Source organism: Saccharopolyspora sp. NPDC045839 (assembly GCF_056431645.1).
The window spans coordinates 367,950-394,760 of sequence record NZ_JBWKKH010000001.1 but is presented as its reverse complement, the minus strand read 5'-3'; the positions used below and the strand labels follow the sequence as shown (position 1 = coordinate 394,760).

Below are 26,811 nucleotides of genomic sequence, written 5' to 3'. Positions count from 1 at the left end.
TCAGCGGACTTTCGAGCACTCGTCGCGGTGCTCGAAATTCGTGGTGATCCAACCGTCCACGAGCGACGCGGTCTGCTCGGCGTAGCGGTCGATCATGGTGAAGTGGTCACCCGGCACGAAGAGCACGTGCCGGTCATCGGGCGTGGCGTCGGCGGACAGGTTCCGCGGGAAATCGGGCGTTTCCCGCTCCGGGTGGACGAACAGCAGCGGTGTGGACACCGGGCCGGGCGTCCAGTCCTCGAACAGCCGCAGGTACGCGCCCATCGCGGTCAGCTGCGCCTGGTCGGTGCGCAGGTTCGGCAGCGTGCCGTCGAGCCGGTGGGCGACCCGGGCCATCTGCACGAAGCAGCCGCCTCCCGGCGCGGGGCTGTCGAGCAGCACCAGTGCCGCCGGGGCGGCGCCTCGCTGTTCCAGCAGCGCGGTGACGGCGTAGGCGAACCAGCCGCCTGACGAATAGCCGACGAGCACGACGGGTTCGCCGCCGGCGCAGTCGAGGACCTTGTCGGCCTGGGTCTCGATGGCGGCGGTGAGCGTCGCGGGCAGCGGTTCGTCGTTCTGGTAGCCAGGGGTCGGCAGCACCTGAGCCGGGCGCTGGTCGCGGAACACCGACGCGAACCTGGCGAATTGGTAGGGGCTGGTCGGCGCGACGAGGGACGGGAAGCAGATCAGCCCCGGCCCGGTTCCGCCGCGCGTGAGCGGCACGGGCTCCACCGCCGCGCTCGGGTCTCCCGCGTCGAAGGCCGGGCGCAGCCGCGACATGATCTTCAGCAGCTCGATGCCCTCGTCGAACCGGTCCAGGTCGCCGAGCTGCCGGTAGGAGCGGACGAGTTCGTCGTCCACCGGGCCGGACCCTTCACCGGAGCGCTGCGGCGGGACCGGACTTTCCGGGGTTTCCAGCGATTTCCGGAGGAAATCGGCCAGTTCGGCGGGGGTGGCGTGGTCGAAGACCAGCGTCGTCGGCAGGTGGCGGCCGGTGGCGGTGGCGAGCCGGTTGCGCAGCTCCACCGCGGTGAGGGAGTCGAAACCGAGCTCCAGGAACGGCCGGTCCGCGATGATCGCCCCGGCGTCCGCGTGGCCCAGGACGACGGCGGCGCGGGAGCAGACCAGTTCCAGCAGGGTTCGGCGCTGCTCGGCCTCGGGCAGACTCGCGAGCCGTTGGAGGAGCGCTTCGCGCTCCGGTCCGTTGCCGCGGCGACCGTCCTGGGCACGGCGCCGGATGACCTCGCCGAACAGCGGCGGGAGCGCATCGCCGCGGGACCGGAGGGCCTTGCCGTCGAGGCGGAGCGGCATGACGTGCGGATCGGGCAGGTCGCGGGCCGCGTCGAAGGCGGCCATGCCGTCATCGGGGCCGAAGGGCAGCACGCCGCCGGCGGCCATGCGGTCCCGGTCGGTGTGGCTGAGGTGCTCCGTCATGCCGGTGGTGGTGTCCCAGGGGCCCCAGGCGAGGGACTGGGCGGGAAGTCCGCGGGCGTGGCGGTGTTGGGCGAAGGCGTCGAGGAAGGTGTTGGCGGCGGCGTAGTTCGCCTGGCCGGGGTTGCCGAGGATTCCCGCGGCGGACGAGTAGACGGTGAAGAACGCCAAGTCGTGGTGCCGGGTGGCGTGGTGCAGGTGCCATGCCGAGTCCACTTTGGATTCCAGCACTGCGGCGAGTTGTCCGGCGGTCAGCGCATGGAGGGCGCTGTCGCGGAGTGCGCCGACGGTGTGGACGACGCCGGTCAGCGGGTGCTCGGCGGGGATCCCGTCGATCAGGTCGGCGAGCTGGCGGGGGTCGGTGGTGTCGCAGGCCGTGATGGTGACCTTCGCGCCCAGGGCGGTCAGTTCGTTGCGGAGGCCCTTGGCGCCCGGTGCGGCTGGGCCTTGGCGGCTGGCCAGGAGGAGGTGTCCGGGGTGTTGTGCGGCGAGGTGGCGGGCGAGGACGCTGCCGAGGGCGCCGGTGCCGCCGGTGATGAGGATGGTGCCGTGGGGGTCGGGCGTGGTGGGGATGGTGAGTGCGAGTTTGCCGGTGTGGCGGGCGTTGCTGAGGTGCCGGAATGCCTCGGGTGCCCGGCGGATGTCCCAGGCGGTCACCGGCAAGGGGGTCAGCCGGCGTTGATCGAACAGCGTGGTGAGGTCGCCGAGCATGGCCTGCAGGTGGGCCGGGTCGACTTCGGTGAGGTCGAAGGCGTGGTAGTGCAGTTCGGGGTGTTCGGCGGGGTCTCGGGGGTCGGTCTTGCCGAGTTCGATGAAGTGCCCGCCGGGCGTGAGCAGCTCCAGCGAAGCGTCCAGGAGCTCGCCGGTCACTGAGTTCAGGACGACGTCGACCGAGGGGAACTGCGTTGCGAAGTCCGTGGTGCGGGACGAGGCGATGTGATCCGAAGGAATGCCGAGTTCTCGTAGGGTCGCCCATTTGCTGGGGTGTGCGGTGGCGTAGATGTCGGCGCCGTAGTGCTGGAGCAGCTGGATCGCGGCCATGCCGACACCGCCCGCGGCGGCGTGCACGAGGACCTTCTGCCCGGGTTGGACCTCGGCCAGGCCGTGCAGCGCGTGATAGGCGGTCAGGAACACCGCGGGCGTGGCGGCGGCCTGGGCGAACGTCCAGTCCTGCGGTACGCGGGCGAGCAGCCGGTGGTCGGTGATCGCGAGCGGGCCCATCGCACCGGGCAGGATGCCCCACACCCGGTCGCCGACCCGCAGGCCGGGCACGTCGCCGGCGATCTCAGCGATGACGCCGGCGCCTTCCGCACCGAGTGGCGGGGTGCCGGGGTACATGCCGAGGGTGTTGAGGACGTCGCGGAAGTTCACGCCGACGGCCCGCACCGCGACCCGGACCTGACCGGCTTCCAGCGGCCCTGCGACCTGCGGGAACGCCGCGAGGTGCAGGTTGTCGATGCTGCCGCGCTCGGTCACGTCCAGCCGCCACGCACGCCCCTCGGGCGGGATGAGGGCCTCCTGGGCGCGGGTCAGGCGCGGCACGAGAATCGCGTCACCCCGCACCGCGAGCTGCCACTCGCCGTGACGCAGCGCCATGCCGACGGCCCGCCCCAGCACATCGTCGAGATCGGCGCCGAGGTCGGTGTCGACGAGCAGGATGCGATCCGGGTGCTCGTTCTGCGCCACGCGCAGCAGGCCCCACAGCGGGCCGGTGACCAGGTCCGGAACCTCTCCCGGCTGCGCCGCAACCGCGTTCCGGGTCAGCAGGACCAGCCTGGTCGAGGCGAATTCCTCGCGGGCCAGCCACGACTGCACCAGATCCACGGCCTGCTGCGCCGAGCGCGCCACCGCGCCCGGAACACCGGAGTCGCACCGCTCTTCGGTGCGGAAGTCGGCGACCACCACATCCGGCACCGGCCGACCGCGGAGCTCGTCCAGGTTCGCGTCCGGTTCGATGCGCACCCACTGCGCTGCGGCGGCTTCCTCCGCGAGGCCGTGCGGTAGCCAGGAGAGGCGGAACAGCGGGTCGTGCGCCGGGCCGGCCACCGGGCGCAGGGTCAGGGAGTCGATACCGGCGACGAACCGGCCGCGGTCATCGGCGGTGACGACCTGCAGTGCGTCTCCGGTCCGGCGCAACCGAACCCGAAGCCGGGTGGCGCCGCGGTGCGCGCGAACTCCCTTCCACGAGAAGGGCAACCGGAGACCGGTGTCCCAACCGATCAGGAACGCGGTGTGCAGAGCGGCGTCGAGCAGCGCCGGGTGAACGACCCAGTCGCCCCGGTGGTCCTCGCCGAGACCGACCTCGGCGTAGATGTCGTCCCCGCGTTGCCACGCGCTGTGCAGCCCTTGGAACGTGGGCCCGTACTCGAAGCCGTGGTCGGCCAGATCGTCGTAGAGACCGGCGACGTCGACCGGGGTTGCGCCGCCCGGCGGCCAGGTCTCGAAGACCGGTTCCTCGTCGGGGGAAGCGCCCTGTGCGACGAGCGTTCCCGTGGCGTGGCAGACCCAGTCGTCGTCGCCGGACCGGGAGTGGATCGTGATGGCGTGGTGGCCCGACTCGTCGCAGGCGACGACGAGGTTCAGGGTGACCTGATCGTCGCCGGACAGCGTCAACGGGCTCTGCAGGACCAGCTCCTCGACCTCGTGGCCGCCGAGGTCCCCGGCCGCGAGCAGCGCCATCTCGGCGAACACCGTGCCGGGGAGGACCACTCGGCCCTGGACCACGTGCTCGGCCAGCCACGGGTGGGACCGAGCGGAAACCCTGCCGGTGAACAGGATTTCGCCGGTGCCGGGCACGTCGGTGCGGGCGGTGAGCAGCGGATGCCCGGTGGCCGTCAGGCCGAGGCCGTCGGGATCGCCGGCGGACGAGCGCGGCGACAGCCAGAAGTCCTGGTGCTGGAAGGCGTAGGTGGGCAGGTCGAGGTGCCGGGGGCTCGGGAAGTGCGGCGTCCAGTCGGCGGCGACGTGGTGGGTGTGCGCGAGAGCGACGTTGGCGAGCAGCTGGTGCCCGCTGTCGTGATCCCGGCGAAGGGTCGTGATGGTGATCGCGTCGGGGTGGTTGATGTGGTGGGTGAGCGTGGGGTGCGGGCTGGGTTCGAGGTAGACGTGGTGTCCGGTGGTGTGGAGTCGGGTGATGGTGTCGTGGAAGTGCACGGTGGTGGCGAGGTTGGTGTACCAGTAGTCGGCGTCGAGTCCGGTGGTGTCGAATGCTTCGCCGGTGACGGTGGAGTGGAACGGGATTTCGCTGGTTTGCGGGGTGAGTCCGGCGAGTTGTTCCAGTAGTGGTTGCTGGAGTTGTTGGACGTGGTGGCTGTGGGAGGCGTAGTCCACGGGCAAGATCCGCGATCGGATTCCCTGTTCGCTGAAGGAACGGTGGAGATCGTGGATGGCGTCGGTGTCGCCGGAGAGCACGGTGGCGGTGGGGCTGTTGATCGCGGCGACTGAAACGCGTTCCGGGTCGAGGTACGACTTGAGGTCGTCGACCGAGAGTGCCGTGGAGAGCATGCTGCCGTGTCCGGCGAGGCGGGTGCGGATCAGCTGGGATCGCAAGGCGACGACGCGGGCGGCCTGGTCGAGATCGAGTGCGCCCGCGATGTGCGCGGCGGCGATTTCTCCTTGGGAGTGGCCGACGACGGCGGCGGGCCGGACCCCGTAGGACTGCCAGACCCGGGCAAGGGAGACCATGACGGCGAACAACGCGGGTTGGATGACATCCACCCGTTCCAAGACATCGCCGTCGCGGAGCAGGTCGGTGACCGACCAGTCCTGGTATCGCGATAGCGCTTGGTCGCACTCGTTGAGGGCTGCGGTGAAAACGGGGTTGGTGTCGAGCAGTTCGCGGCCCATGCCGGGCCATTGGCCGCCCTGACCGGGGAAGACCATGACGATCCGGTCGGTGCTGCGGGTGGGAATCTGCGTAGGCCGGATGATGCCCGGTGTTTCGGCGCCGCTGGCGAGATCGGCCAGGTGTCGCAACAGGTTCTGGCGGTCCTCGCCGAGCAGGACGGCGCGGTGCGAGAATGCGCTGCGCTTGCTCAGAGCCGCCCCGACATCCGCCGGTTCCCAGCCGTCCTGGCCACTGAGGTGGGTGTGCAGGCGCTTCGCGTGCGTTTCGAGCGCCTCCGGCGTCTTGGCGGAAACCACCCACGGAACCACCGTGCTGCCGACATCCTGGGGCTCAGCCGAATCGTCCCTCGTGGACTCGCCAGGCGATGGCTGTTCCAGGATGACGTGGGCGTTCGTGCCGGAGACGCCGAAGGACGACACGGCGGCCCGGCGAGGCCGGCCGGCATCCGGCCAGGGCTGCGGTCGCGATAGGAGAGCGACGCTGCCATCGCTCCAGTCGACGTGCGTCGAAGGCGTCTCGACGTGCAGCGTGGCGGGCAGTTCGTCGTGGTGGAGCGCCTGGACCATCTTGATGATCCCGGCGACGCCTGCGGCGGCCTGGGTGTGGCCGATGTTGGACTTCAACGACCCCAGCCACAGGGGGCGGTCCTTGGTGTGGTGCCGGCCGTAGGTGGCGAGAAGCGCCTGGGCCTCGATCGGATCGCCGAGAGCCGTCCCGGTTCCGTGCGCTTCGACGGTGTCGATGTCGCCGGGGGCGAGCCCGGCGTTGGCGAGCGCCTGCTCGATGACGCGTTCCTGGGAAGGCCCGCTGGGTGCGGTCAGGCCGTTGCTGGCGCCGTCCTGGTTCACCGCGCTGCCGCGCACAACCGCCAGGACGCGGTGACCGTTGCGCTGGGCGTCGGAGAGCCGTTCCAGCACCACCACGCCGACGCCCTCGGAGAACACCGTGCCGTCCGCGCCGGATCCGAACGCCTTGCACTTGCCGTCCCGCGCCACGCCCCGCTGGCGGCTGAACTCCAGGAAGATGCCGGGCGTGGCCATCACGGTCGCGCCCCCGGCCAGGGCCAGGCCCGACTCGCCCGACCGCAGCGACTGGCACGCCAGGTGCATCGCCACCAGCGACGACGAGCACGCGGTGTCGACCGTGACCGCCGGGCCTTCCAGGCCGAGCGTGTAGGAGATGCGGCCCGACATGACGCTCGCGGTGTTTCCGGTCGCGACGAATCCCTCGAACTGCTCGTGGTCCTGGCGCAGCACGGCCGCGTAGTCCTGCCCGTTGGTGCCGGTGAACACGCCGGCGTTCGCGCCGCGGAGGGAGTCGGGGTCGATCCCGGCGTTCTCGACCGCTTCCCAGGTGGTTTCGAGCAGCAGGCGCTGCTGCGGGTCCATGGCGAGCGCTTCGCGCGGGCTGATGTTGAAGAAGGCCGCGTCGAATCCCGCCGGGTTGTCGAGGAAACCGCCGTGCCGCGAGTACGACTTCCCGACGGCGTCGGGGTCCGGGTCGAAGAGGTCGTCGAGGTTCCAGCCGCGGTTGGTGGGGAACCCGGTGATCGCGTCGGTGCCGGAACGCACCAGTTCCCACAGGCGCTCGGGCGTGTTCACGCCGCCGGGGAAGTGGCATGCCATGCCGATGATCGCGATCGGTTCGTCCGCCGCGACCTCCCGCGACGCGGCCTGGACAGTCGACTGTGGACTGTCGGGAACCAGCTGGGACAGGACGAACGTCGCCAGTTGGGCGGGCGTGGGGTGGTCGTAGATGAGCGTGGTGGGCAGGGGCACCTGGGTGGTGGCGGTGAGCTGGTTGCGGAGCTGGATCGCGGTGACGGAGTCGTAGCCGAGGTGGTGGAAGGTGTGGTGGGTGGGGATGGCGTTGGGGTCCGGGTGGTTGAGGATCTCGGCGGTGTGGTGGGTGATGTGGTCGAGCAGGTGGGCGTGTCGCTGCTGCGGCGGGAGCCCTTCGAGCTCTTGCCGGAGGGTGTTGGTGGGCCGGGCGCTCTCGGCGGCGGGGGCGAAGTGCGCGAGGAGCGGGCTCGGGCGGGTGGCGGTGTAGGCGTCGTGGAACCGGTCCCAGTTGACGTCGGTGATGATCTGCGCGGTGTGCCGGTGGGTGAGGGCGGTGTGGAGGGCGTGCAGCGCGGTCTCGGGTGCCATGGGCTGGATGCCGTGGCGGATACCGGTGTTGTGGATCTCGCCCATGCCCTGGTCGTGCCACAGGCCCCAGTTGATGCTGATCGTGTTGTGGCGGTGGTGTTCGGCGAACGCGGTGAGGTAGGCGTGCGCGGGCGAGTAGTTGCCCTGCCCGGGGGCGCCGAAGGTGGCGGCGATGGAGGAGAACAGGACGATCAGCGGGTCCTGGTGCCGGGTCAGCTCGTGGAGGTGGGCGGTGCTGTCGATGCGGTGGCGGAGGATGTGGGCGATCTGCTCGGGCCGGATGGTGTTGATGGTGGCGTCGTCGAGGGTGCCCGCGGTGTGGAACACGGCCGACAGCGGGAACTCTTCCGGCACGGATTCGAGCAGCTCCGACACGGCGGCACGATCGGTGACGTCGCAGCCGGCGATCGTGACGCGGCTGCCCAGTTCGGCCAGTTCCTCCCGGAGTTCGCGGGCGCCGGGCGCGTTCTCGCCGCGGCGGCTGGCGAGCACGATGTTCGGGGCGCCCAGCCGGGCCAGCCAGCGCGCCACCTGGCTTCCGATGCCGCCCGTGCCGCCGGTGACCAGGGTGGTGCCGGTCGGCTTCCAGGGTGCGGTGCCGGTGCTGGGTTTGGGAGTGCGGGCGAGCCGTGCGATGTGGGTGCCGGTGGGCCGGATGGCGGCTTGGTCCTGGGTCCGGTCGTGGAGGAGCGCGGCGAGCCGGATGGCGGTGCGGTGGTCAGGTGTGCGGGGGAGGTCGATGAGCCCGCCCCAGCGGTGGGGGTGTTCGAGCGCGGTGACGCGGCCGAGCCCCCAGACGGTGCTGTGCGCGGGGTGGGTGAGCGGGTCGTGCGGGCCGGTGGTGACGGCGCCCCGGGTGAGGCACCACAGCGGCGCGGAGATGTCGAGGTCGCCCAGGGCCTGGATGAGAGCCACGGTGGATGTGACCGCGCGAACCGCGGTTTCCGCCGTTGTGTCCTCTGCGGATTCTTCGCCGGGCACGGCGAGGAGCGAGATGATCCCGGCCAGCGGTGCGATGTCCTCGGTTTCACGGCGGATGAGTTCCGCGAAGGCATCGCGGTCGAGGGGCTCGACGGTGTCGATGACCAGTTCGTGCGCTTGCGCGCCGTGTGCGTTGATCGCCGCGGTCACGACTTGCGCCGGATCGGGCGGCGTGATGATGAGCCAGGTCCCGGTGAGGGTCGCGGCGGGCGGTTCGGGAAGAGCTTCCCAGGTGATGTCGTAGCGCCAGGTGTGGGCTGTGGTGTCGTGGCGTTGTTGGTCTCGCCAGGCGGCGAGCGCGGGCAGCACGTCGCGGAACGGCGTGGCCTCGTCGATGTCGAGGGCGGCGGCGAGTGCGGTTGCGTCTCGGCTCTCGACGGTTTCCCAGAACCCGGTGTCGTCCTGGGCGTCTGCTGCCGTCGCGTGGTCGGCGGCCGGTTCGAGCCAGAAGCGCTCGCGCTGGAAGGGATACGTGGGGAGCGCGACGCGTTCGCGGCCGGGCACGACCGCTTCCCAGGCGATGGGTGTGCCGTGCGCCCACAGGTGAGCGGCGTTGGTCAGAACCGTGTCCGTGCTGGGGTGATCGCGGTGGAGGCTGGTCGCGGTGACGACATCGGCGGCCGTGGTGTTGATGTGGTGCGTGAGCGTGGGCTGCGGGCTGGGCTCCAGGTAGAAGCGGTGTCCGGTGGCGTGGAGCCGGGTGATGGTGTCGTGGAAGTTCACCGTGGTGGCGAGGTTGGTGTACCAGTACTCGGCGTCGAGTCCGGTGGTGTCGAGTGGTTCGCCGGTGACGGTGGAGTGGAACGGGATCTCGGCGGCTCGTGGAGTGAGCCCGGCGAGTTGCTCTAGAAGCGGCTGCCGGAGGTTCTGGACGTGGTGGCTGTGGGAGGCGTAGTCCACGGGCAGCAGCCGCGAACGGACGCCCTCGTTGGTCAGCGTGGCGTGGAGGTGGTGGATGGCGTCGGTGTCGCCGGAGAGCACGGTGGCGGCGGGGCTGTTGATCGCGGCGATCGAGACCCGATCGTCGAGGTAGGGCTTGAGGTCGTCGAGGGACAACGGGGCGGAGAGCATGCTGCCGTGTCCGGCCAGATGCGTGTGGATGAGCTGGGACCGCAGGGCGACGACGCGGGCGGCTTGGTCCAGGTCGAGGGCGCCGGCGATGTGCGCGGCGGCGATTTCTCCTTGGGAGTGGCCGACGACGGCCGCCGGCTGAACTCCGAGTGCCTGCCACAGCCGGGCCAGGGAGACCATGACGGCGAACAGCGTCGGTTGGACGATGTCCACGCGTTCCAGGGAGGCTCCGTTGCGGAGCAGGTCGGTGACCGACCAGTCCTGGTACCTCGCCAGCGCCTGATCGCATTCGGCCATGGCGGCGGCGAACACCGGGCTGGTGTCGAGCAGCTCGCGGCCCATCCCGGACCATTGGCCGCCCTGGCCCGGGAAGACCAGCACCACGCGGTCGGCATCGGCCGCCACGGGGTCCGCGTTGCGCACCAGGCGCGGCGACGATTCGCCACCGGCGAAGGAGTGCAGCCGGGTCAGGAACTCGTCGGCGCTGCCGCCGAGCACCACGGCGCGGTATTCGAACGCGGCCCGGGTGGTGGCCAGCGACCACGCCACGTCCGGTGGATTCCAGTCGTCCTGATCGCGGAGGTAGGTGTGCAGGCGCGCAGCCTGGTCGCCCAGGGCGTCCGGTGTCTTGGCGGAAATCACCCACGGCACCAGCACACCACCGAGCCCCTCGATGGTGTCCACGAACACGGCCTCACCAGAATCGTCCCTTGTGGACCCGATAGCCGGCTGTTCGAGGATGAGGTGCGCGTTGGTGCCGGAGACGCCGAAGGAGGACACGGCGGCGCGACGCGGCCGGTCGCTTTCCGGCCAGGGCTGCGGCTCGGTGAGCAGCGCGAGAGTTCTGCTGCTCCAGTCGATGTGCGGCGATGGTTCGTCGGCGTGCAGCGTGACGGGCAGCTCGTCGTGGTGGAGGGCCTCGATCATCTTGATGACGCCCGCGACACCTGCCGCCGCCTGGGTGTGGCCGATGTTGGACTTCAGCGATCCCAGCCACAACGGTCGTTCGGCGCTGTGGTGCTGACCGTAGGTCGCCAGCAGCGCCTGGGCCTCGATCGGATCGCCCAGCGAAGTCCCGGTCCCGTGGGCCTCGACGGCGTCGACGTCGGCTGCCGTGAGCCCGGCGTTGGCCAGCGCCTGCAGGATCACGCGTTCCTGCGACGGGCCGTTCGGCGCACTGAGCCCGTTGCTGGTGCCGTCCTGGTTGACCGCGCTACCGCGGATCACGGCCAGGACCTGGTGGCCGTTCCGCTCGGCATCGGAGAGGCGTTCCAGCACCACCACGCCCGCGCCTTCGGCCCAGCCGGTGCCGTCGGCATCCGCGGAGAACGCCTTGCAGCGGCCGTCCTGCGCGAGCCCGCGCTGGCGGCTGAACTCGATGAACATCCCGGGCGTCGCCATGATCGTGGCCCCGCCGGCCAGCGCGAGCGCGGATTCGCCCGATCGCAGCGACTGGCACGCCAGGTGCATCGCCACCAGCGACGACGAGCACGCGGTGTCGACGGTCACCGCCGGTCCCTCCAGGCCCAGCAGGTAGGAGATCCGGCCGGACGCGACACTGCCCGCGTTGCCGAGGTATCCCTCCGCCTCCGGCGGCGCCTGCCCGGCGAACCGGATCCCGTAGTCCTGGTACATCAGCCCGGTGAAGACACCGGTGGCACTGGTGCGCAGGCCGGTCGGGTCGATGCCCGCGCGCTCCAACGCTTCCCAGGTGGTTTCCAGCAGGAGTCGCTGCTGCGGGTCCATGGCGAGCGCTTCGCGCGGGCTGATGCCGAAGAACGCCGGGTCGAACTGGTCGGCGTCGTGCAGGAACCCGCCGTGCCGGACGTACGACTTCCCCGACGCATCGGGGTCCGGGTCGAAGATCGCGTCCAGGTCCCAGCCTCGGCCGGTGGGGAAACCGGAGATCGCATCGGTGCCCGAGGCCACCAGATCCCACAGCCGTTCCGGCGAATCCACGCCGCCCGGCAGGCGGCAGGCCATGCCGACCACGGCGATCAGTTCGTCGGCGGCCGCGCGCGTGACCACCGTGCGGGAACGGCGGGTGAGCAGCTCGCCGAGCAGGAACGCGGCGAGCGCGCCGGGCGTGGGGTGGTCGAAGACGAGGGTGGTGGGCAGCCGCAGGCCGGTGGCCGCCCCGAGCCGGTTGCGCAGCTCCACCGCGGTGAGCGAGTCGAAACCGAGCTCGGCGAACGCGCGGTCGGCGGGAATCCCGTCCGGGCTGCCGTGACCGAGCACGATCGCGACGTTGTCGCGCACCAGGGTCACGAGGACGCGCATGCCGTCCTTTTCGGACATTCCGGCCAGTCGTCCCGCGAGGGAGCGGGAGTTGGTGCCCCGACGCCGGTGCGGAACGAGATCGCTCAGCAGCGGCGGAAGGGTGGACGACCGCGCCAGGGCGCGCAGCGCCCCGGTGTCCAGCCGCAGCGGCACCAGAGCAGGCAGTGTCGTGCCGCAGGCCGCGTCGAACAGCCGCATGCCTTCGTCGGGTTCGAGCGGGAGGACACCCGAGCGGACCATGCGATCCCGGTCGGCGGCGGACAGGTGCTCGGTCATGCTCTGGCTGGTGTTCCACGTGCCCCACGCCAGGGAGCGGGCCGGAGCGCCGTGGGCGACCCGGTGCTGGGCGAGGGCGTCGAGGAAGGCGTTGGCCGCCGCGTAGTTGGCCTGGCCGGGAGCGCCGAAGACCCCGGCCGCGGACGAGAACAGCACGAACATCGCCAGGTCGTGGTCGCGAGTGGCCTGGTGCAGGTGCCACGCGGCGGTGACCTTCGGGGCCAGGACGGCCGCCAGCTGCTCCGGGCGCAGGGCGTGCACCGGCGCGTCGTCGAGGACGCCGGCGGTGTGGATGACGCCGGTGAGGGGGTGCTCGGCCGGGACGTTGCCGAGGAGCTCCCGCACGGCATCGGCGTCGGTGAAGTCGCAGGCCGCGATGCTGACGCTTGCTCCCAGGGCCTGCAGCTCGTCGTGGAGCTCGGCGGCTCCCGGCGCGGCTGGGCCCTGCCGGCTCGCCAGGAGCAGGTGCCCGGTGTGCCGGGCGGCGAGGTGGCGGGCGAGCGCGCTGCCGAGGCCTCCGGTGCCGCCCGTGATCAGAATGGTGCCGTTGCCGGGCAGGGCGACGTCGTCCTGCGGATCGATGGACGTCAAGCGCGGCGCGACAATTGCGTCGCCGCGCAAGGCGATCTGCGGTTCGTCCTGCCGCAACGCGGTTGCGATCGCCCGGTGCACCGCGTCGTCATCACCGAGCCGATCGGTGTCGACGAGCAGGAAGCGGTCCGGGTGCTCGGTCTGCGCTGAGCGCAGTAGCCCCCACAACGCGGCGGTCGCCGGATCCGGAGCTTCGGACTCGTCGACCGCGACCGCGCCGCGGGTGAGCAGCACCATTCGAGCGGCAGTGGTCTCGGCGCGGCTCAGGAAGTCCTGCACCGCTTCGAGGACCTGCAGGGTCAGCCGTTCCACCAGCTCCGGCGGGGTTCCGCCGTCGCCGGGGGCCCGGTGGTCGAGCAGGACGAGCTCCGGGAGTTCGGCGTCGTCGACCGTTTCGGCCACGGGCGCCCAGGTGACCTGGAACAGGCCGCCCCGTGCTTCGGTCCGCACGGAGGGCAGCGGGCGCAGCGTCAACGACTCGACGGTCGCCACCAGGCGGCCGGTGTCGTCCGCGGTGCTGATCCGGATGGTGTCGGCGCCGGCGCGGGTCATGCGGACACGCGCCGGTGCCGCGCCGTGCTGGTGCAGGCGCACACCGGACCAGGAGTAGGGCACTCGGGGTTCGGCGTCCTCGGCCTGCCCGACGAACGCGGTGTGGAGGGCGGCGTCGAGCAGGGCCGGATGGACCGCCCACCCGTCCGCGCTCCGGAGGGCGTCGGCCCCGATCTCGGCGTAGACGCCATCGCCGAGCTGCCAGGCGGTGTGGAGCCCTTGGAACGCCGGGCCGTAGTCGAAGCCGTGCTCGGACACCGCGTCGTAGAGATCGCCGACGTCGATCGGTGTCGCGCCCGGCGGTGGCCACGCGGTGAACACGTCTTCTTCGTCGTCGAGCGCGCTTTCGAGGAGCACGCCTGTGGCGTGGCGTGTCCAGGAACCGTCGCTCTCGTCCTTCGAATGCAGGCTCAGGGAGGGCTCGCCGGATGCGATGGTCAGATGCACGGTGAGCCGGCCGTCCACGGGCATCACGAGCGGAGCGTGGAGGGTGAGCTCCTCGACGCCTTCGTAGCCGAGCTGCGCGGCGGCGTGCAGCGCCATGTCGAGGAACGCCGTGCCGGGGAGCAGGACCGTTCCGTTCACCGCGTGATCGGCCAGCCACGGGTGCGTGTCGAGCGAGACGCTCCCGGTGAACACGGTCTCCCCGGTGTCCGGCACCTCCGTCCGCGCGGCGAGCAGCGGGTGGCCCGTGCCCGTCAGCCCCAGCTGCGCCGGTTCGCCCGCGGCGCTGGGCACGGTCAGCCAGAAGTCCTCGCGCTGGAACGGATAGGTGGGGAGCGCGATGTGCCGCTCGGCGGGCAGGACCTCGGCCCAGGCGATCGGCGTGCCGTGGGTCCAGAGGCGGGCGGCGTTGGCGAGGAGGGTGTCGGTGTCGGACCGGTCGCGCTGCAGGGTGTTCGCGGTGATCGCGTCGGGATGGTCGATGTGGTGGGTGAGCGTGGGGTGTGGGCTCGGTTCGAGGTAGACGCGGTGCCCGGCGGCGTTCAGCCGGGTGATGGTGTCGTGGAAGTTCACGGTGGTGGCGAGGTTGGTGTACCAGTACTCGGCGTCGAGTCCGGTGGTGTCGAATGCTTCGCCGGTGACGGTGGAATAGAACGGGATTTCGCCGGCCTGCGGGGTGAGTCCGGCCAGCTTTTCCAGGAGTTGCTGTTGAAGGGTGTGGACGTGGTGGCTGTGGGAGGCGTAGTCCACCGGTAGCAGCCGCGCTCGAATGCCCTGCTCGATCAGCACCTGGTGGAGGCGGCGGATGGCGTCGGTGTCGCCGGAGAGCACGGTGGCGGTGGGGCTGTTGATCGCGGCGACTGAAACGCGTTCCGAGTCGAGGTACGACTTGAGGCCGTCGACGGACAGTGCGGTGGAGAGCATGCTGCCGTGTCCGGCGAGGTGCGTGTGGATCAGCTGCGACCGCAACGCGATCACCCGGGCGGCCTGGTCGAGATCGAGTGCGCCCGCGATGTGCGCGGCGGCGATTTCTCCTTGGGAGTGGCCGACGACGCCGGCGGGCCGGATCCCGTAGGACTGCCAGACCCGGGCCAGGGACACCATGACGGCGAACAACGCGGGTTGGATGACATCCACCCGTTCCAGCTCGTCCCCGCTGCGCAGCAGCTCCGCGACCGACCAGTCCTGGTACGCCGATAGCGCTTGGTCGCACTCGTTGAGGGCTGCGGTGAACACGGGGTTGGTGTCGAGCAGTTCGCGGCCCATGCCGGGCCATTGGCCGCCCTGACCGGGGAAGACCAGCACCACGCGGTCCGGGTCCGGTGTCGTGGCCCCGGTGCGCCGGACGATCCGGGGGGAGTCGCTGCCGCGGGCCAAGGTGTGGAGTTCGGCCAGCAGTTCGTCACGGCCGCGCCCGACGATCACGGCTCGGTGTTCGAGCGCGGCACGGGTGGTGGCCAGCGACCACGCCACCTTCGACGGCGTCCAGCCGGAATCGAGCGCCAGGTGGCCGTGCAGTCGTTCTGCTTGTGCTGCAAGGGCTTCCGGGCTTCGGGCGGAGATCACCCACGGAACGACGTCGTCGCCGGCGCGATCCACCACAGTGATCTCGGACGAGCCGGATTCCGGATCGTCCTGTGTGGACTCCTGCTGTTCGAGGATGAGGTGTGCGTTGGTGCCGGAGACGCCGAAGGCGGAGACGGCGGCGCGGCGTGGCCGGTCGTTTTCCGGCCAGGGCTGGGGTTCGGTGAGCAGTGCGAGTGTGCCGCTGGTCCAGTCGATGTGCGGTGAGGGTTCGTCGGCGTGCAACGTTGCGGGCAGTTCGCGGTGCTGGAGGGCCTGGACCATCTTGATGACGCCTGCGACGCCTGCGGCGGCTTGGGTGTGGCCGATGTTGGACTTCAGCGATCCCAGCCACAGGGGGCGTTCGGTGGTGTGGTGCTGCCCGTAGGTGGCGAGGAGTGCTTGGGCTTCGATGGGGTCGCCCAGTGAGGTCCCGGTGCCGTGGGCTTCGACGGCGTCGATGTCCGATGGGGTGAGCCCCGCGTTCGCGAGTGCCTGGTGGATGACGCGTTCCTGCGAGGGTCCGTTGGGTGCGGTGAGGCCGTTGCTGGCGCCGTCTTGGTTGATCGCGCTGCCGCGGATCACGGCGAGGATGTGGTGGTCGTTGCGTTGTGCGTCGGTGAGGCGTTCCAGGACGATGACGCCGGCGCCTTCGGCCCAGCCGGTTCCGTCGGCGTTGGCGGAGAATGCTTTGCAGCGCCCGTCTTTCGCTAGGCCGCGTTGGCGGCTGAATTCGATGAAGATCCCGGGTGATGCCATGACGGTCACTCCGCCTGCGAGGGCGAGTGTCGACTCCCCGGATCGCAGCGACTGGCAGGCGAGGTGCATGGCGACGAGGGAGGACGAGCAGGCGGTGTCGACGGTGACCGCCGGACCCTCCAACCCGAACGTGTAGGATACGCGGCCAGAGGCGACGCTGCCCGCACTGCCGTTGCCGAGGAACCCTTCCAGTTCCCCGAGCGAACGACCGGCCAGCCGGGTGGCGTAGTCCTGGTACATCATGCCCAGGAACACCCCGGCGCTGGTGCCGCGCAGCGCCTCGGGGTCGATCCCGGCGCGTTCGAGCGCTTCCCAGGTGGTCTCCAGCAGCAGCCGCTGCTGCGGGTCCATCGCCAGCGCTTCGCGCGGGCTGATCCCGAAGAACGCGGCGTCGAAAGCCGCCGGGGAGTCCAGGAATCCGCCGTGCCGGGCGTAGGACTTGCCGACCGCGCCCGGGTCCGGGTCGAAGAGGTCGTCCAGGTTCCAGCCGCGGTCGGCGGGGAATCCGGTGACGGCGTCGGTGCCGGAGCTCACCAGCTCCCACAGCTCGTCCGGCGAGTTCACGTTCCCGGGGAGCCGGCACGCCATGCCGACGATCGCCACCGGTTCGGCATCGGAGCTCCGGGACGCGACGACGGTGCGCCGGGTGCCCGCGTTCGTCAGGACGCCCCGGATGTGCTCGGCCAGCCGGGCGGGAGTCGGGTGGTCGAAGACGGCGGTGGTCGGCAGGCTCAGCCCGGTCGCGGCCATGAGGCGGCTGCGCAGCTCGACGGCGGTGAGCGAGTCGAAGCCCAGCTCCAGGAACTGCTTGTCGCCCGGGATGTCCTGGCTCCCGCCGTGGCCGAGCACGGCGGCGGCCTGGCCGCGCACGAGATCCAGCACCGCGCGCGCCCGCTCCTGCTCCGGCAGGTTCGCCAGCCGGTGGAGGGGCGCTTCCGGCTTCCGGCGTCGCTGCGGGACCAGCTCCTGCAACAGCGGCGGAACGCCTTGGGCTCGGGCGTGGGCACGCAGGCTCGTCATGTCCAGCCCGAGCGGCACGAGGTAGGGCAGCGGCGTGCGGCACGCGTCGTCGAACAGGCGCAGCCCCTCGTCGAGGTCGAACGCCCGCAGGCCCGCGCGTTCCGCTGCGGCCCGGTCGAGCTGCCCCGCCATGCCCTCCGGCGAAGCCCACGCGCCCCACGCGAGGGACTGCGCCGGCAAGCCGTGGGCCCACCGGTATTCGGCGAGTGCGTCGAGGAAGGTGTTCGCGGCGGCGTAGTTCGCCTGCCCCGGGTTCCCGAGCACAGCGCCAGCGGAGGAGAACAACACGAAGAGAGCGAGGTCGTTGCCGAGCGTGGCCCGGTGCAGGTTCCACGCGGCGTCCACCTTGGGCCGCAGCACCGCGGTCAACTGCTCCGCGCGCAGGGCGTGGACGGGCGCGTCGTCGAGCACGCCCGCCGTGTGGATGACACCGGTCAGCGGCTCGTCGTCGGGGATGCTGTCCAGGAGCCGTTCCAGGGCCTCGGGATCGGTGACATCGCAGGCCACGATGTCGGCCGACGCGCCCAGCTCGCGGCCGAGCGTCTCGGCTCCGGGGGCGGCGGGGCCCTGCCTGCTGACGAGCAGCAGGCGGCCGGTGTGCCGGGCGGCCAGGTGCCGGGCGAGGGCGCTGCCGAGGGCTCCTGTACCGCCGGTGATGAGGATCGTGCCGTTCGGGTCCGGTGCGGCCGCCTCGCCGGGCTCCGGCGCGGGCCGCAAGCGCGGTACGAACATCGCACCGTCGCGGACCGCGATCTGCGGCTCGTCGTGGTGCAGCGCGTCGGAGATCGCCTGCTCGACGGCCTCGTTCTGCGCCGCGGCGTCCACGTCGAGAAGGAGGATGCGGCCGGGGTGTTCGTTCTGCGCCGGGCGCAAGAGGCCCCACACGGCCGCCACGGCCGGATCGGGGACGTCACCCGGGCGCACCGCCACCGCGCCCTCGGTGAGCAGCGCGAGGTGGGCGGATGACTCCCGGGCGAGCCACGACTGCACTTGCGCGAGCGCCTCGTGCGTCAATCTCGTTGCGGTGCAAGCGAGATCGTCGTCCGTCGACCGGAAGTCCAGGACCACGACCTCGGAGTCCAGGGCCAACTCGTCGCCGGGGCGGTGGAACGCGCACCGCTGGCTCGCGACGGTGGAGTCCCACGTGCGCGGGGACCAGGCGAGCTGGAACAGGCTGCCCTGCCGGTCTGGATCGACCGGCATCGTCAGCTGCCGCAGGGCCAGGGATTCGATCGCGGCGACGGGCTGCCCGGTTTCGTCGGCGAGGTCGAGGCGCAGGCTTTCGGGACCGGTGCGGCGCAGGTGCACGCGCAGCCGCGAGGCGCCGCCGTGGTGGAAGCGGACGCCGCTCCAGGAGAAGGGCAGCGCGCCTTCGCCGTCCTCGGCGAGGAACGCGGTGTGCAGGGCCGCGTCCAGCAGCGCCGGGTGGATGCCCCACGTGCCCGTGCCGTGGTCCTCCGGCAGCGCGACCTCGGAGTAGAGGTCGTCGCCGAGTCGCCAGGCGGCGTGGAGCCCCTGAAAAGCGGGGCCGTAGTCGAAGCCGAGGTCGGCCAGGCGGTCGTAGAGGTCGCCGACGTCGATCGGCGCCGCCTCCGCCGGCGGCCAGTTGGCGAGGTCCGGTTCCGGCGCCGGATCGATCGCACCGAGGGTTCCGGTGGCGTGGCTGGTCCACGGCCCGTCGTCGCGACGGGAGAACACGTTCAGCGCGCAACGGCCGGTGCCGCCGTCCGGTTTGACGATCAGGCGCAGCGTGATGTGGTCGTGCCGGGGAAGCGGGAGTGCAGTGTGGACGGTGAGGTCTTCGAGCTCCTGGTCCAGTTCCGCGGCGGCGTGGACGGCCATGTCGAGGAAGGCCGTGCCGGGCAGCAGCACGATGCCCTGCACGGCGTGGTCGGCCAGCCAGGGGTGGGTGTCGAGCGAGATCCGCCCGGTGAAGACGATCTCGTCGGTGTCCGGCGACTCGACCCGGGCCGGGAGCAGCGGGTGCGCGGCGGCGGTCATGCCCAGGTGCTCCGCCGCGCCACCGGGCGGCGCTTCCAGCCAGAAGCGCTGGCGCTGGAACGCGTAGGTGGGCAGGTCGAGGACCCGGCCTTGCGGCAGCAGCGCCGCCCAGCGGGGCGACAGGCCGGTGGTGTGGGCGCGGGCGAGGGTGTCGAGGTACGCGGTGGCGTCGTCGGTGCCGGCCTGCAGGGTGGGGAGTGCGGGCGTGTCGCGAGCGGACCGGGCGAGGGTGGTGAGGGTGGCGTCGGGCCCCAGCTCCAGGTGGTGCGTGACGGCGTGGTTCTCGTGCAGCCAGGTGAGCGCGGGGTGGAAGCGGACCGGCCGGCGGATCTGGCGGGCCCAGTACTCCGGGGTGGCGATGTCGTCGGTGGGGGTCCCGGTGACGGTCGAGACGATCGGGATCGCCGGCGGGTGGTAGGTCAGCTGTTCGGCGATCCGCGCCAGCTCGTCGACGAGCGGATCGCAGTGCGCGGAGTGGAACGCCCGGCTGGTGTGCAGTTCCCGGACCGTGCGGCCCCGGCCGCGCCAGTGGTCGGTGATGGCCCGCACCGGGCCGGGGTCGCCGGAGATGACGGTGGACCGGGGCGCGTTGATCGCGGCGATGCCGACGCCGCTGCGCGGGTCGAGGAGCTCGGGATGCGCCTCGGCGAGCTCGTCCTCACCGGCCTGGATCCCGGCCATCACACCGGTGTCGGGCAGGGTGTGCATCAGCCGGGCTCGCCCGGCCAGCAGCGCCGCCGCGTCCGGCAGGGAGAACACCCCGGCCAGGTGGGCGGCGGTCAGCTCGCCGACGGAGTGGCCGATGAGGTGGTCCGGGGTGATGCCGTGGTGTTCCAGCAACCGGAACAGCGCCACCTGCAGCACGAACAGCGCGGGCTGCGCGACGAGCGTCTGCTCGACCTCTTCGTCCCGGCCGTGGAACACGATCTCCGACAGCGGCCGGTCCAGCCCCAGCAGCGGGTCCAGGTGCGCGCACGCCTCGTCCCAGGCCTGCGCGAACACCGGGAACACCTCGTGCAGCCCACGGCCCATGCCGGGCCGCTGGCTTCCCTGGCCCGACAACAACATCGCGGCGCTCGGATCACCGACCGCGATACCGCGCACCACACCGGGGTCTTCCCCGGCGCGGGCGACGGACTCCAGCCCGGCCAGCAGTTCCTCGCGGTCGCCACCCAGGACCGCGGCCCGGCAGTCGAAGCTCGCCCGCGAGCTCAGCGACGAGCCGACCGCCTGCGGTGTCCAGTCGGCGTCCTCCCGGAGACGAGCGAGCAGCCGCGCCGCCTGTTCCTGGAGCGCTTCGGGACTCTGCGCGGAGACGATCCACGGAACAGCAAGCGGTGATTCGTCCTTTGTGGACCCTTCTGTCGGCGCCTGCTCGATGATGAGGTGGGCATTGGTGCCGGAGACGCCGAAGGAGGACACGGCGGCGCGGCGCGGACGGTCGCCTTCGGGCCACGGCCGCGCTTCGGTGAGCAGCGCGACGCTGCCACTGCTCCAGTCGACGTGTGGTGAGGGTTCGTCGGCGTGCAGCGTGGCGGGCAGTTCTTCGTGGTGCAGCGCCTGGATCATCTTGATGACGCCCGCGACGCCCGCGGCGGCCTGGCTGTGGCCGATGTTGGACTTCAGCGACCCCAGCCACAAGGGCTTCTCGGCGGTGTGATGCTGCCCGTAGGTCGCCAGCACGGCCTGGGCCTCGACGGGATCGCCCAACGACGTCCCGGTGCCGTGCGCTTCGACCACGTCGACGTCGGCCGGGCGGAGCCCCGCATTGGCCAGCGCCTGCAGGATCACCCGTTCCTGCGATGGCCCGTTGGGCGCGGTGAGCCCGTTGCTCGCGCCGTCCTGGTTCACCGCGCTGCCGCGCACCAGCGCCAGCACGCGGTGGCCGTTTCGCCGCGCGTCGGAGAGCCGCTCCAGCACCACGACGCCTGCGCCTTCGGCCCAGCTCGTCCCGTCCGCGGCCGCGGCGAAGGACTTGCAGCGGCCGTCCTGCGCGAGCCCGCGCTGACGGCTGAACTCCACGAACACCGTGGGCGTGGACATGACCGTGGCGCCGCCGGCCAGGGCGAGCGTCGATTCGCCGGCGCGGAGGGACTGGCAGGCCAGGTGGATCGTGACGAGCGACGACGAGCAGGCGGTGTCGACGGTGATGGCGGGGCCCTGCAGCCCGAAGGTGTAGGCGATGCGGCCGGAGGCGATGCTGCCCGCGCTGCCGTTGCCCACGTAGCCCTCGAACTCCGGCGGGATGTGGTGGACCAGCCGGGCCCCGTAGTCCTGGTACATGATCCCGGTGAACACGCCGGTGCTGGTGGTGCGGAGGGCCTGGGGGGCGATGCCCGCGTGTTCGAGCGCTTCCCAGGACGTTTCGAGCAGCAGCCGCTGTTGCGGGTCGATCGCGGCGGCCTCGCGGGGGCTGATGTTGAAGGGCACGGGGTCGAACTGGTCGGCCTCGTGGAGGAATCCGCCGTGGCGGGTGTAGCTGGTGCCGGGGTTGTCCGGGTCGGGGTCGAAGAGGGTGGCGAGGTTCCAGCCGCGGTTGGTGGGGAAGCCGGTGATGGCGTCGGTGCCGGAGGCGACCAGCTGCCACAGCTCGTCCGGCGAGTGCACGCCACCGGGCAGGCGGCACGCCATGCCGACGATCGCGATGGGCTCGTCGGTGGCGGCGGTGCGAGCGGGCGCGGCGGCGGCCTGCTGAGCTCGGGGGAGGATCTGGCCGTCGAGGTAGGCGGCGAGTGCTTCCGGGGTGGGGTGGTCGAAGGCGAGGGTCGTGGGGAGTTGCAGGCCGGAGGCGGTGGCGAGCCGGTTGCGCAGTTCGACCGAGGTGAGGGAGTCGAACCCGAGGTCCAGGAACGGGCCGTCGACGGGAATCGCGGCCGCACCGGCATGGCCCAGCACCGCCGCCGCCTGGGTCCGGACCAGATCCAGCAGGGCCTTGTGCCGCTGCCGGTCGGGCAGGGCCGCGAGCTGCTGGGTGAGTGCGCCGGATTGGCCGGCGGTGCGCCGGGACACCAGCTCGCTGAACAGCGGCGGGAGGGACGCCGAGCGCGAGTAGCGCCTGAGCGCCGCGCGGTCCAGGTCCAGGGGCACGGGATTCGGCCGCGCAGAACGCAGTGCGCCGTCGAACAGCGCGAGGCCGTCGGCCTCCGCCAGCGGCATGACGCCGGCGCGGGTGAGGCGTTCCACGTCGCCCTGGTCCAGGCCGCTCGTCATCCCGTCGCTGGTGTTCCAGGGGCCCCAGGCGAGGGAATGCGCGGGTTGGCCGTGGGCATGGCGGTGTTGGGCCAGCGCGTCGAGGAAGGTGTTGGCGGCGGCGTAGTTGGCCTGGCCCGGGTTGCCGAAGATCCCCGCGATCGACGAGTAGAGGACGAAGAACGCCAGGTCGTGGTGCTGCGTGGCGAGGTGGAGGTGCCAGGCGGAGTCCACTTTGGATTTGAGAACGGTGGCGAGCCGTTCAGGCGTGAGCGCGTGGACGGGGCTGTCGTCGAGAACTCCGGCGGTGTGGACGACGCCGATCAGCGGTCGTTCGGCGGGGATGCCGCCGATCAGGTCGGCGAGCTGGTGCGGGTCGGTGACATCGCAGGCGGCGATGGTGACCGCCGCTCCGAGTTCGTCCTGAAGTGCTTGGGCGTTGGGGGCGGCCGGGCCTTGGCGGCCGGCCAGGAGGAGGTGGCAGTCGGGGTGCTGTGCGGCGAGGTGGCGGGCCAGCGTGCTGCCGAGGGCACCGGTACCGCCGGTGATGAGCACGGTCCCGCCGGAGAGCTCCACCGATCCGGTGGCCGGTGCCGAGGCCGTCAACCGCGGCACGAACACCGCGTCGCCTCGCGCGGCGAGCTGCGGTTCGTCGTGGCTCGCGGCCATGGCGATCAACCGCTCGACGGTGCCGGCGTCGGCGCCGGAATCGACGTCGACCAGCAGGATCCGGCCCGGGTGCTCGGACTGGGCGGACCGCAGCAGCCCCCACAGCGGCGCGGTCGCCAGATCCGGGGCCTCCTCGGCGCTGACGGCGACCGCACGATCGGTGAGCACCACCAGCAGCTCACCGGACTTTTCGCCGTCGCGCAGCCAGTTCTGGACGCGGATCAGCAGCTCGTCGGCGAGCCGCCCGGCCAGCGCCGGGATGTCTTCGTCCGCGTCGGCCCCGGCACTTCGGTAGTCGAGCAGCACGACATCGGAGTCGAGATCGGCCGCCCGGTCGTCGGCGATCGGCAGCCAGTCGAGCTCGAACAGGCGGCCCGATTCGGCGCGCCGCGGCGCCCCGGCCAGCGGCCGCAGGGTCAGCGACTCGACCTCCACCACCGGGTGCCCGGACTCGTCCGCAGCGGTGATCCGCACCGCGTCGGTGCCGGTGCGGGACGTCCGCACCCGCAGCCGCGACGGGCACCGGCCGTGCAGCCGGACGTCCGTCCACGAGAACGGCAGCCGGATCCGGTCGTCGTCGCCGCTCCAGTCCAGCAGGAACGTGGTGTGCAGGACCCCGTCGAACAGCGCCGGGTGCACCGCCCACTCCCGGGTGTCGTGCTGCTCGGAGAGCTCGATCTCGGCGAAGACCTCGCCATCGCGTTCCCAGGCGGCGTGGAGCCCCCGGAAGGCCGGGCCGTAGTCGAAGCCGAGGTCGGTCAGCCGGTCGTAGAGGTCGGCGGTGTCAACGGGAATCGCGCCTTCCGGCGGCCACGATGCGAACGCGTCGTCCGCGTGCGGGACGTCGTCGGGCACGAGGGTGCCGGTGGCGTGGCGCGTCCAGAACTCCTCGGGATGAACCTCGTCGGCCGAGACGTCCTGCGACCGGCAGTAGAGGGTGAACGTCCGCCGGCCGGAGTCGCCGTCGGCGGTGATGGCCATGTGCAGCGCGACGTGCCCGTGGTCGGGCAGCGCGAGCGGCGCGTGGATGCTCAGGTCGGCGAGCTGGCACCCGACCTGCGCGGCGGCGTGGAGGGCCATGTCGAGGAACGCGGTCCCGGGGAGCAGGACGTTGTTCTGCACGGTGTGGTCGGCGAGCCAGGGGCACGAGTCGAGCGAGATCCGCCCGGTGAGGATGGTTTCGCCGGTGTGGGGGGTGGTGATCCGTGCGGTGAGGAAGGGATGGCCGGTGGTGGCCATGCCGAGTTGTTCGGGGCGTTCGGTGGTCGGCGGGTCGAGCCAGAAGCGCTGGCGCTGGAACGCGTAGGTCGGCAGGTCGAGCGTCCGGGCCGGTGGCAGGAGCGCGGCCCAGTCGGGGCTGAGCCCGGTGGTGTGCGCGCGGACGAGCGCGGTGAGATACGCGGTGGTGTCGTCGGAGTCGGGATTCAGCGTGGCGTGGCCCGGTGTGTCGTGGGTGGTGCCCGCCAGGGTGGTGAGGGTGCTGTCGGGCCCGAGCTCCAGGTGATGGGTGACGCCGTGGTTCTGGTGGAGCCAGGCGAGAGCGGGCGCGAAGCGCACGGGCTGGCGTACTTGGCGGGCCCAGTAGGCGGGCGTCGCGATCTCGTCGGTGACGGTCCCGGTGACGGTCGAGATGATCGGGATCTTCGGCGGGTGGTAGGTCAGCTGGTCGGCCGCCCGTTCCAGTTCGTCGAGAATCTGCTCGCAGTGGGGTGAGTGGAAGGCCCGGCTGGTGTGCAGCTCTCGGGCGGTGCGCCCCCGGTTTCGCCAGTGCTCGGCGATGGCCCGCACCGGGTCGGCGTCGCCCGAGACCACTGTGGACTGCGGACTGTTGATCGCGGCGATGGAAACGCCGCTCTGCGGGTCCAGGAGCTCGGGATGAGCGTCGGTGAGCTCGTGTTCGCTGGCGTTGATGCCGGCCATGACGCCGTGTGCGGGGAGGCTTTGCATCAGGCGGGCGCGGGTGGCCAGCAAGACGGTCGCGTCTGCCAGCGTGAACACTCCGGCGAGATGGGCGGCGGTGAGTTCGCCGATGGAGTGGCCGACGAGGTGGTCGGGCCTGATGCCGTGGTGTTCGAGTAGCCGGAACAACGCGATCTGCAGAGCGAAAAGCGCAGGTTGTGCGACGAGCGTCTGCTGAACCTCGGTGTCCTGGCCGTGGAACACGATGTCGGTGAGCGGCCGGTCCAGTCCCAGCAGCGGGTCCAGGTGCGCGCAGACTTCATCCCAGGCCGCCGCGAATACGGGGTACGCCTCGTACAGGCCGCGTCCCATGCCGGGGCGCTGACTGCCCTGCCCGGAAAGAAGCATGGCCACGCGGCTGCGGCGGCTGCTTGCCAGGCCGCGGATGATCCCGTCCCGCCCCCGGGCCAGATCGTCGAGACCGGACAGCAGTTCCCGGCGATCACCGACGATCGCGGCTCGGTGCGGGAAGTGGGTGCGGGCGGTGGCCAGCGACCGGGCCACCTCGACAGGCGCCCAGTCGTCCCGCTCGCCGAGGTCGGAAAGCAGGCGTTCTGCCTGTGCCGCAAGGGCTTCCGGTGTCTTCGCGGAGATCACCCACGGCACCGGGTCGTCTGCGTTCCCGCCGGCGATCCCGGTGTCCTGTGTGGACTCATCTCGTGGTGCCTGTTCGAGAATGAGGTGGGCATTGGTGCCCGAAACGCCGAAGGAGGAGACGGCGGCGCGGCGCGGACGCTCGGCCTCGGGCCACGCCTGCGGCTCGGTGAGCAGCGCGAGGCTGCCGCCGCTCCAGTCGACGTGGGGCGAGGGCATCTCGGCGTGCAGGGTGGAAGGCAGCCGACCGTGCTGGAGGGCCTGCACCATCTTGATGACGCCCGCCACCCCGGACGCGGCCTGGGTGTGGCCGATGTTGGACTTCAGCGACGCCAGCCACACCGGCCGCTCGGAACTGTGGTGCTGGCCGTAGGTGGCGAGCAGCGCCTGCGCCTCGATGGGATCGCCCAGCGACGTCCCGGTGCCATGGGCTTCGACGGCGTCGACATCGGCGGGGGTGAGTCCGGAGTTGGCGAGTGCTTGCAGGATGACGCGTTCCTGCGATGGTCCGTTGGGTGCGGTGAGGCCGTTGCTGGCGCCGTCCTGGTTGACCGCGCTGCCGCGGATCACGGCCAGAACGCGGTGGCCGTTGCGCACGGCCTCCGACAGCCGCTCCAGCACGACGATACCGACGCCTTCGGCCCAGCTCGTTCCGTCGGCGTCGGCGGAGAACGCCTTGCAGCGGCCGTCCTGCGCGAGCCCGCGCTGGCGGCTGAACTCGATGAACGGGGTCGGCGTCGCCATGATCGTGACGCCACCCGCCAGCGCGAGGGTCGATTCGCCCGACCGCAGCGACTGGCACGCGAGGTGCATCGCCACCAGCGACGACGAGCACGCGGTGTCCACCGTGACCGCCGGGCCTTCCAGCCCGAGGGTGTAGGACACGCGGCCGGACGCGATGCTGCCCGCGCTGCCGTGGCCGAGGTACCCCTCGAACTCCGCCGGGATGCACAGCGCGAGGCGACCGCCGTAATCCTGGTAGTTCACGCCTGCGAACACGCCGGTCCGGCTGCCCTGCAGTGCCGCCGGTGCGATCCCGGCGTGCTCCAGTGCCTCCCACGACGTCTCCAGCAGCAGCCGCTGCTGCGGGTCGATCGCCACCGCCTCGCGGGGGCTGATGCCGAAGAACGCCGCGTCGAACTCGTCGGCCTCGTGCAGGAATCCGCCGTGGCGGGCGTAGGACTTCCCGGCGGCATCGGGATCGGGGTCGAACAGCGCGTCCAGGTCCCAGCCGCGGTTGACCGGGAAGCCGGAGATCGCGTCCGCGCCGGAGCTCACCAGCCGCCAGAGCTGCTCCGGTGAGCGGACGCCACCCGGCAGCCGGCACGCCATGCCGACGATCGCTACCGGTTCCTTGGCCTGCTGGTGCTGTTGGCGCAGCGACTCGTTCTCCTTGAGCGACAGCCGCAGCGCTTCGACGAGCTTGTCCCGTGAGGTTTCCATTTCGGTCCCTTG

At 71.5% G+C, this 26,811-nt stretch carries 1 protein-coding gene; it reads right to left on the bottom strand.

Annotation, left to right across the window (positions count from 1 at the left end; all coding sequences use genetic code 11):
- Positions 1–26,799: a type I polyketide synthase gene (locus AC07EQ_RS01620; RefSeq protein WP_478386000.1), complete on the bottom strand. Its 26,799-nt coding sequence runs from the start codon at positions 26,797–26,799 to the stop codon at positions 1–3.
- Between the last annotated feature and the right edge of the window lie 12 nt (positions 26,800–26,811).

Coding starts and splice junctions, on each gene's coding strand:
- AC07EQ_RS01620 (WP_478386000.1), bottom strand. CDS start 26,799: ATGGAAACCTCACGGGACAAGCTCGTCGAAGCGCTGCGGCTGTCGCTC.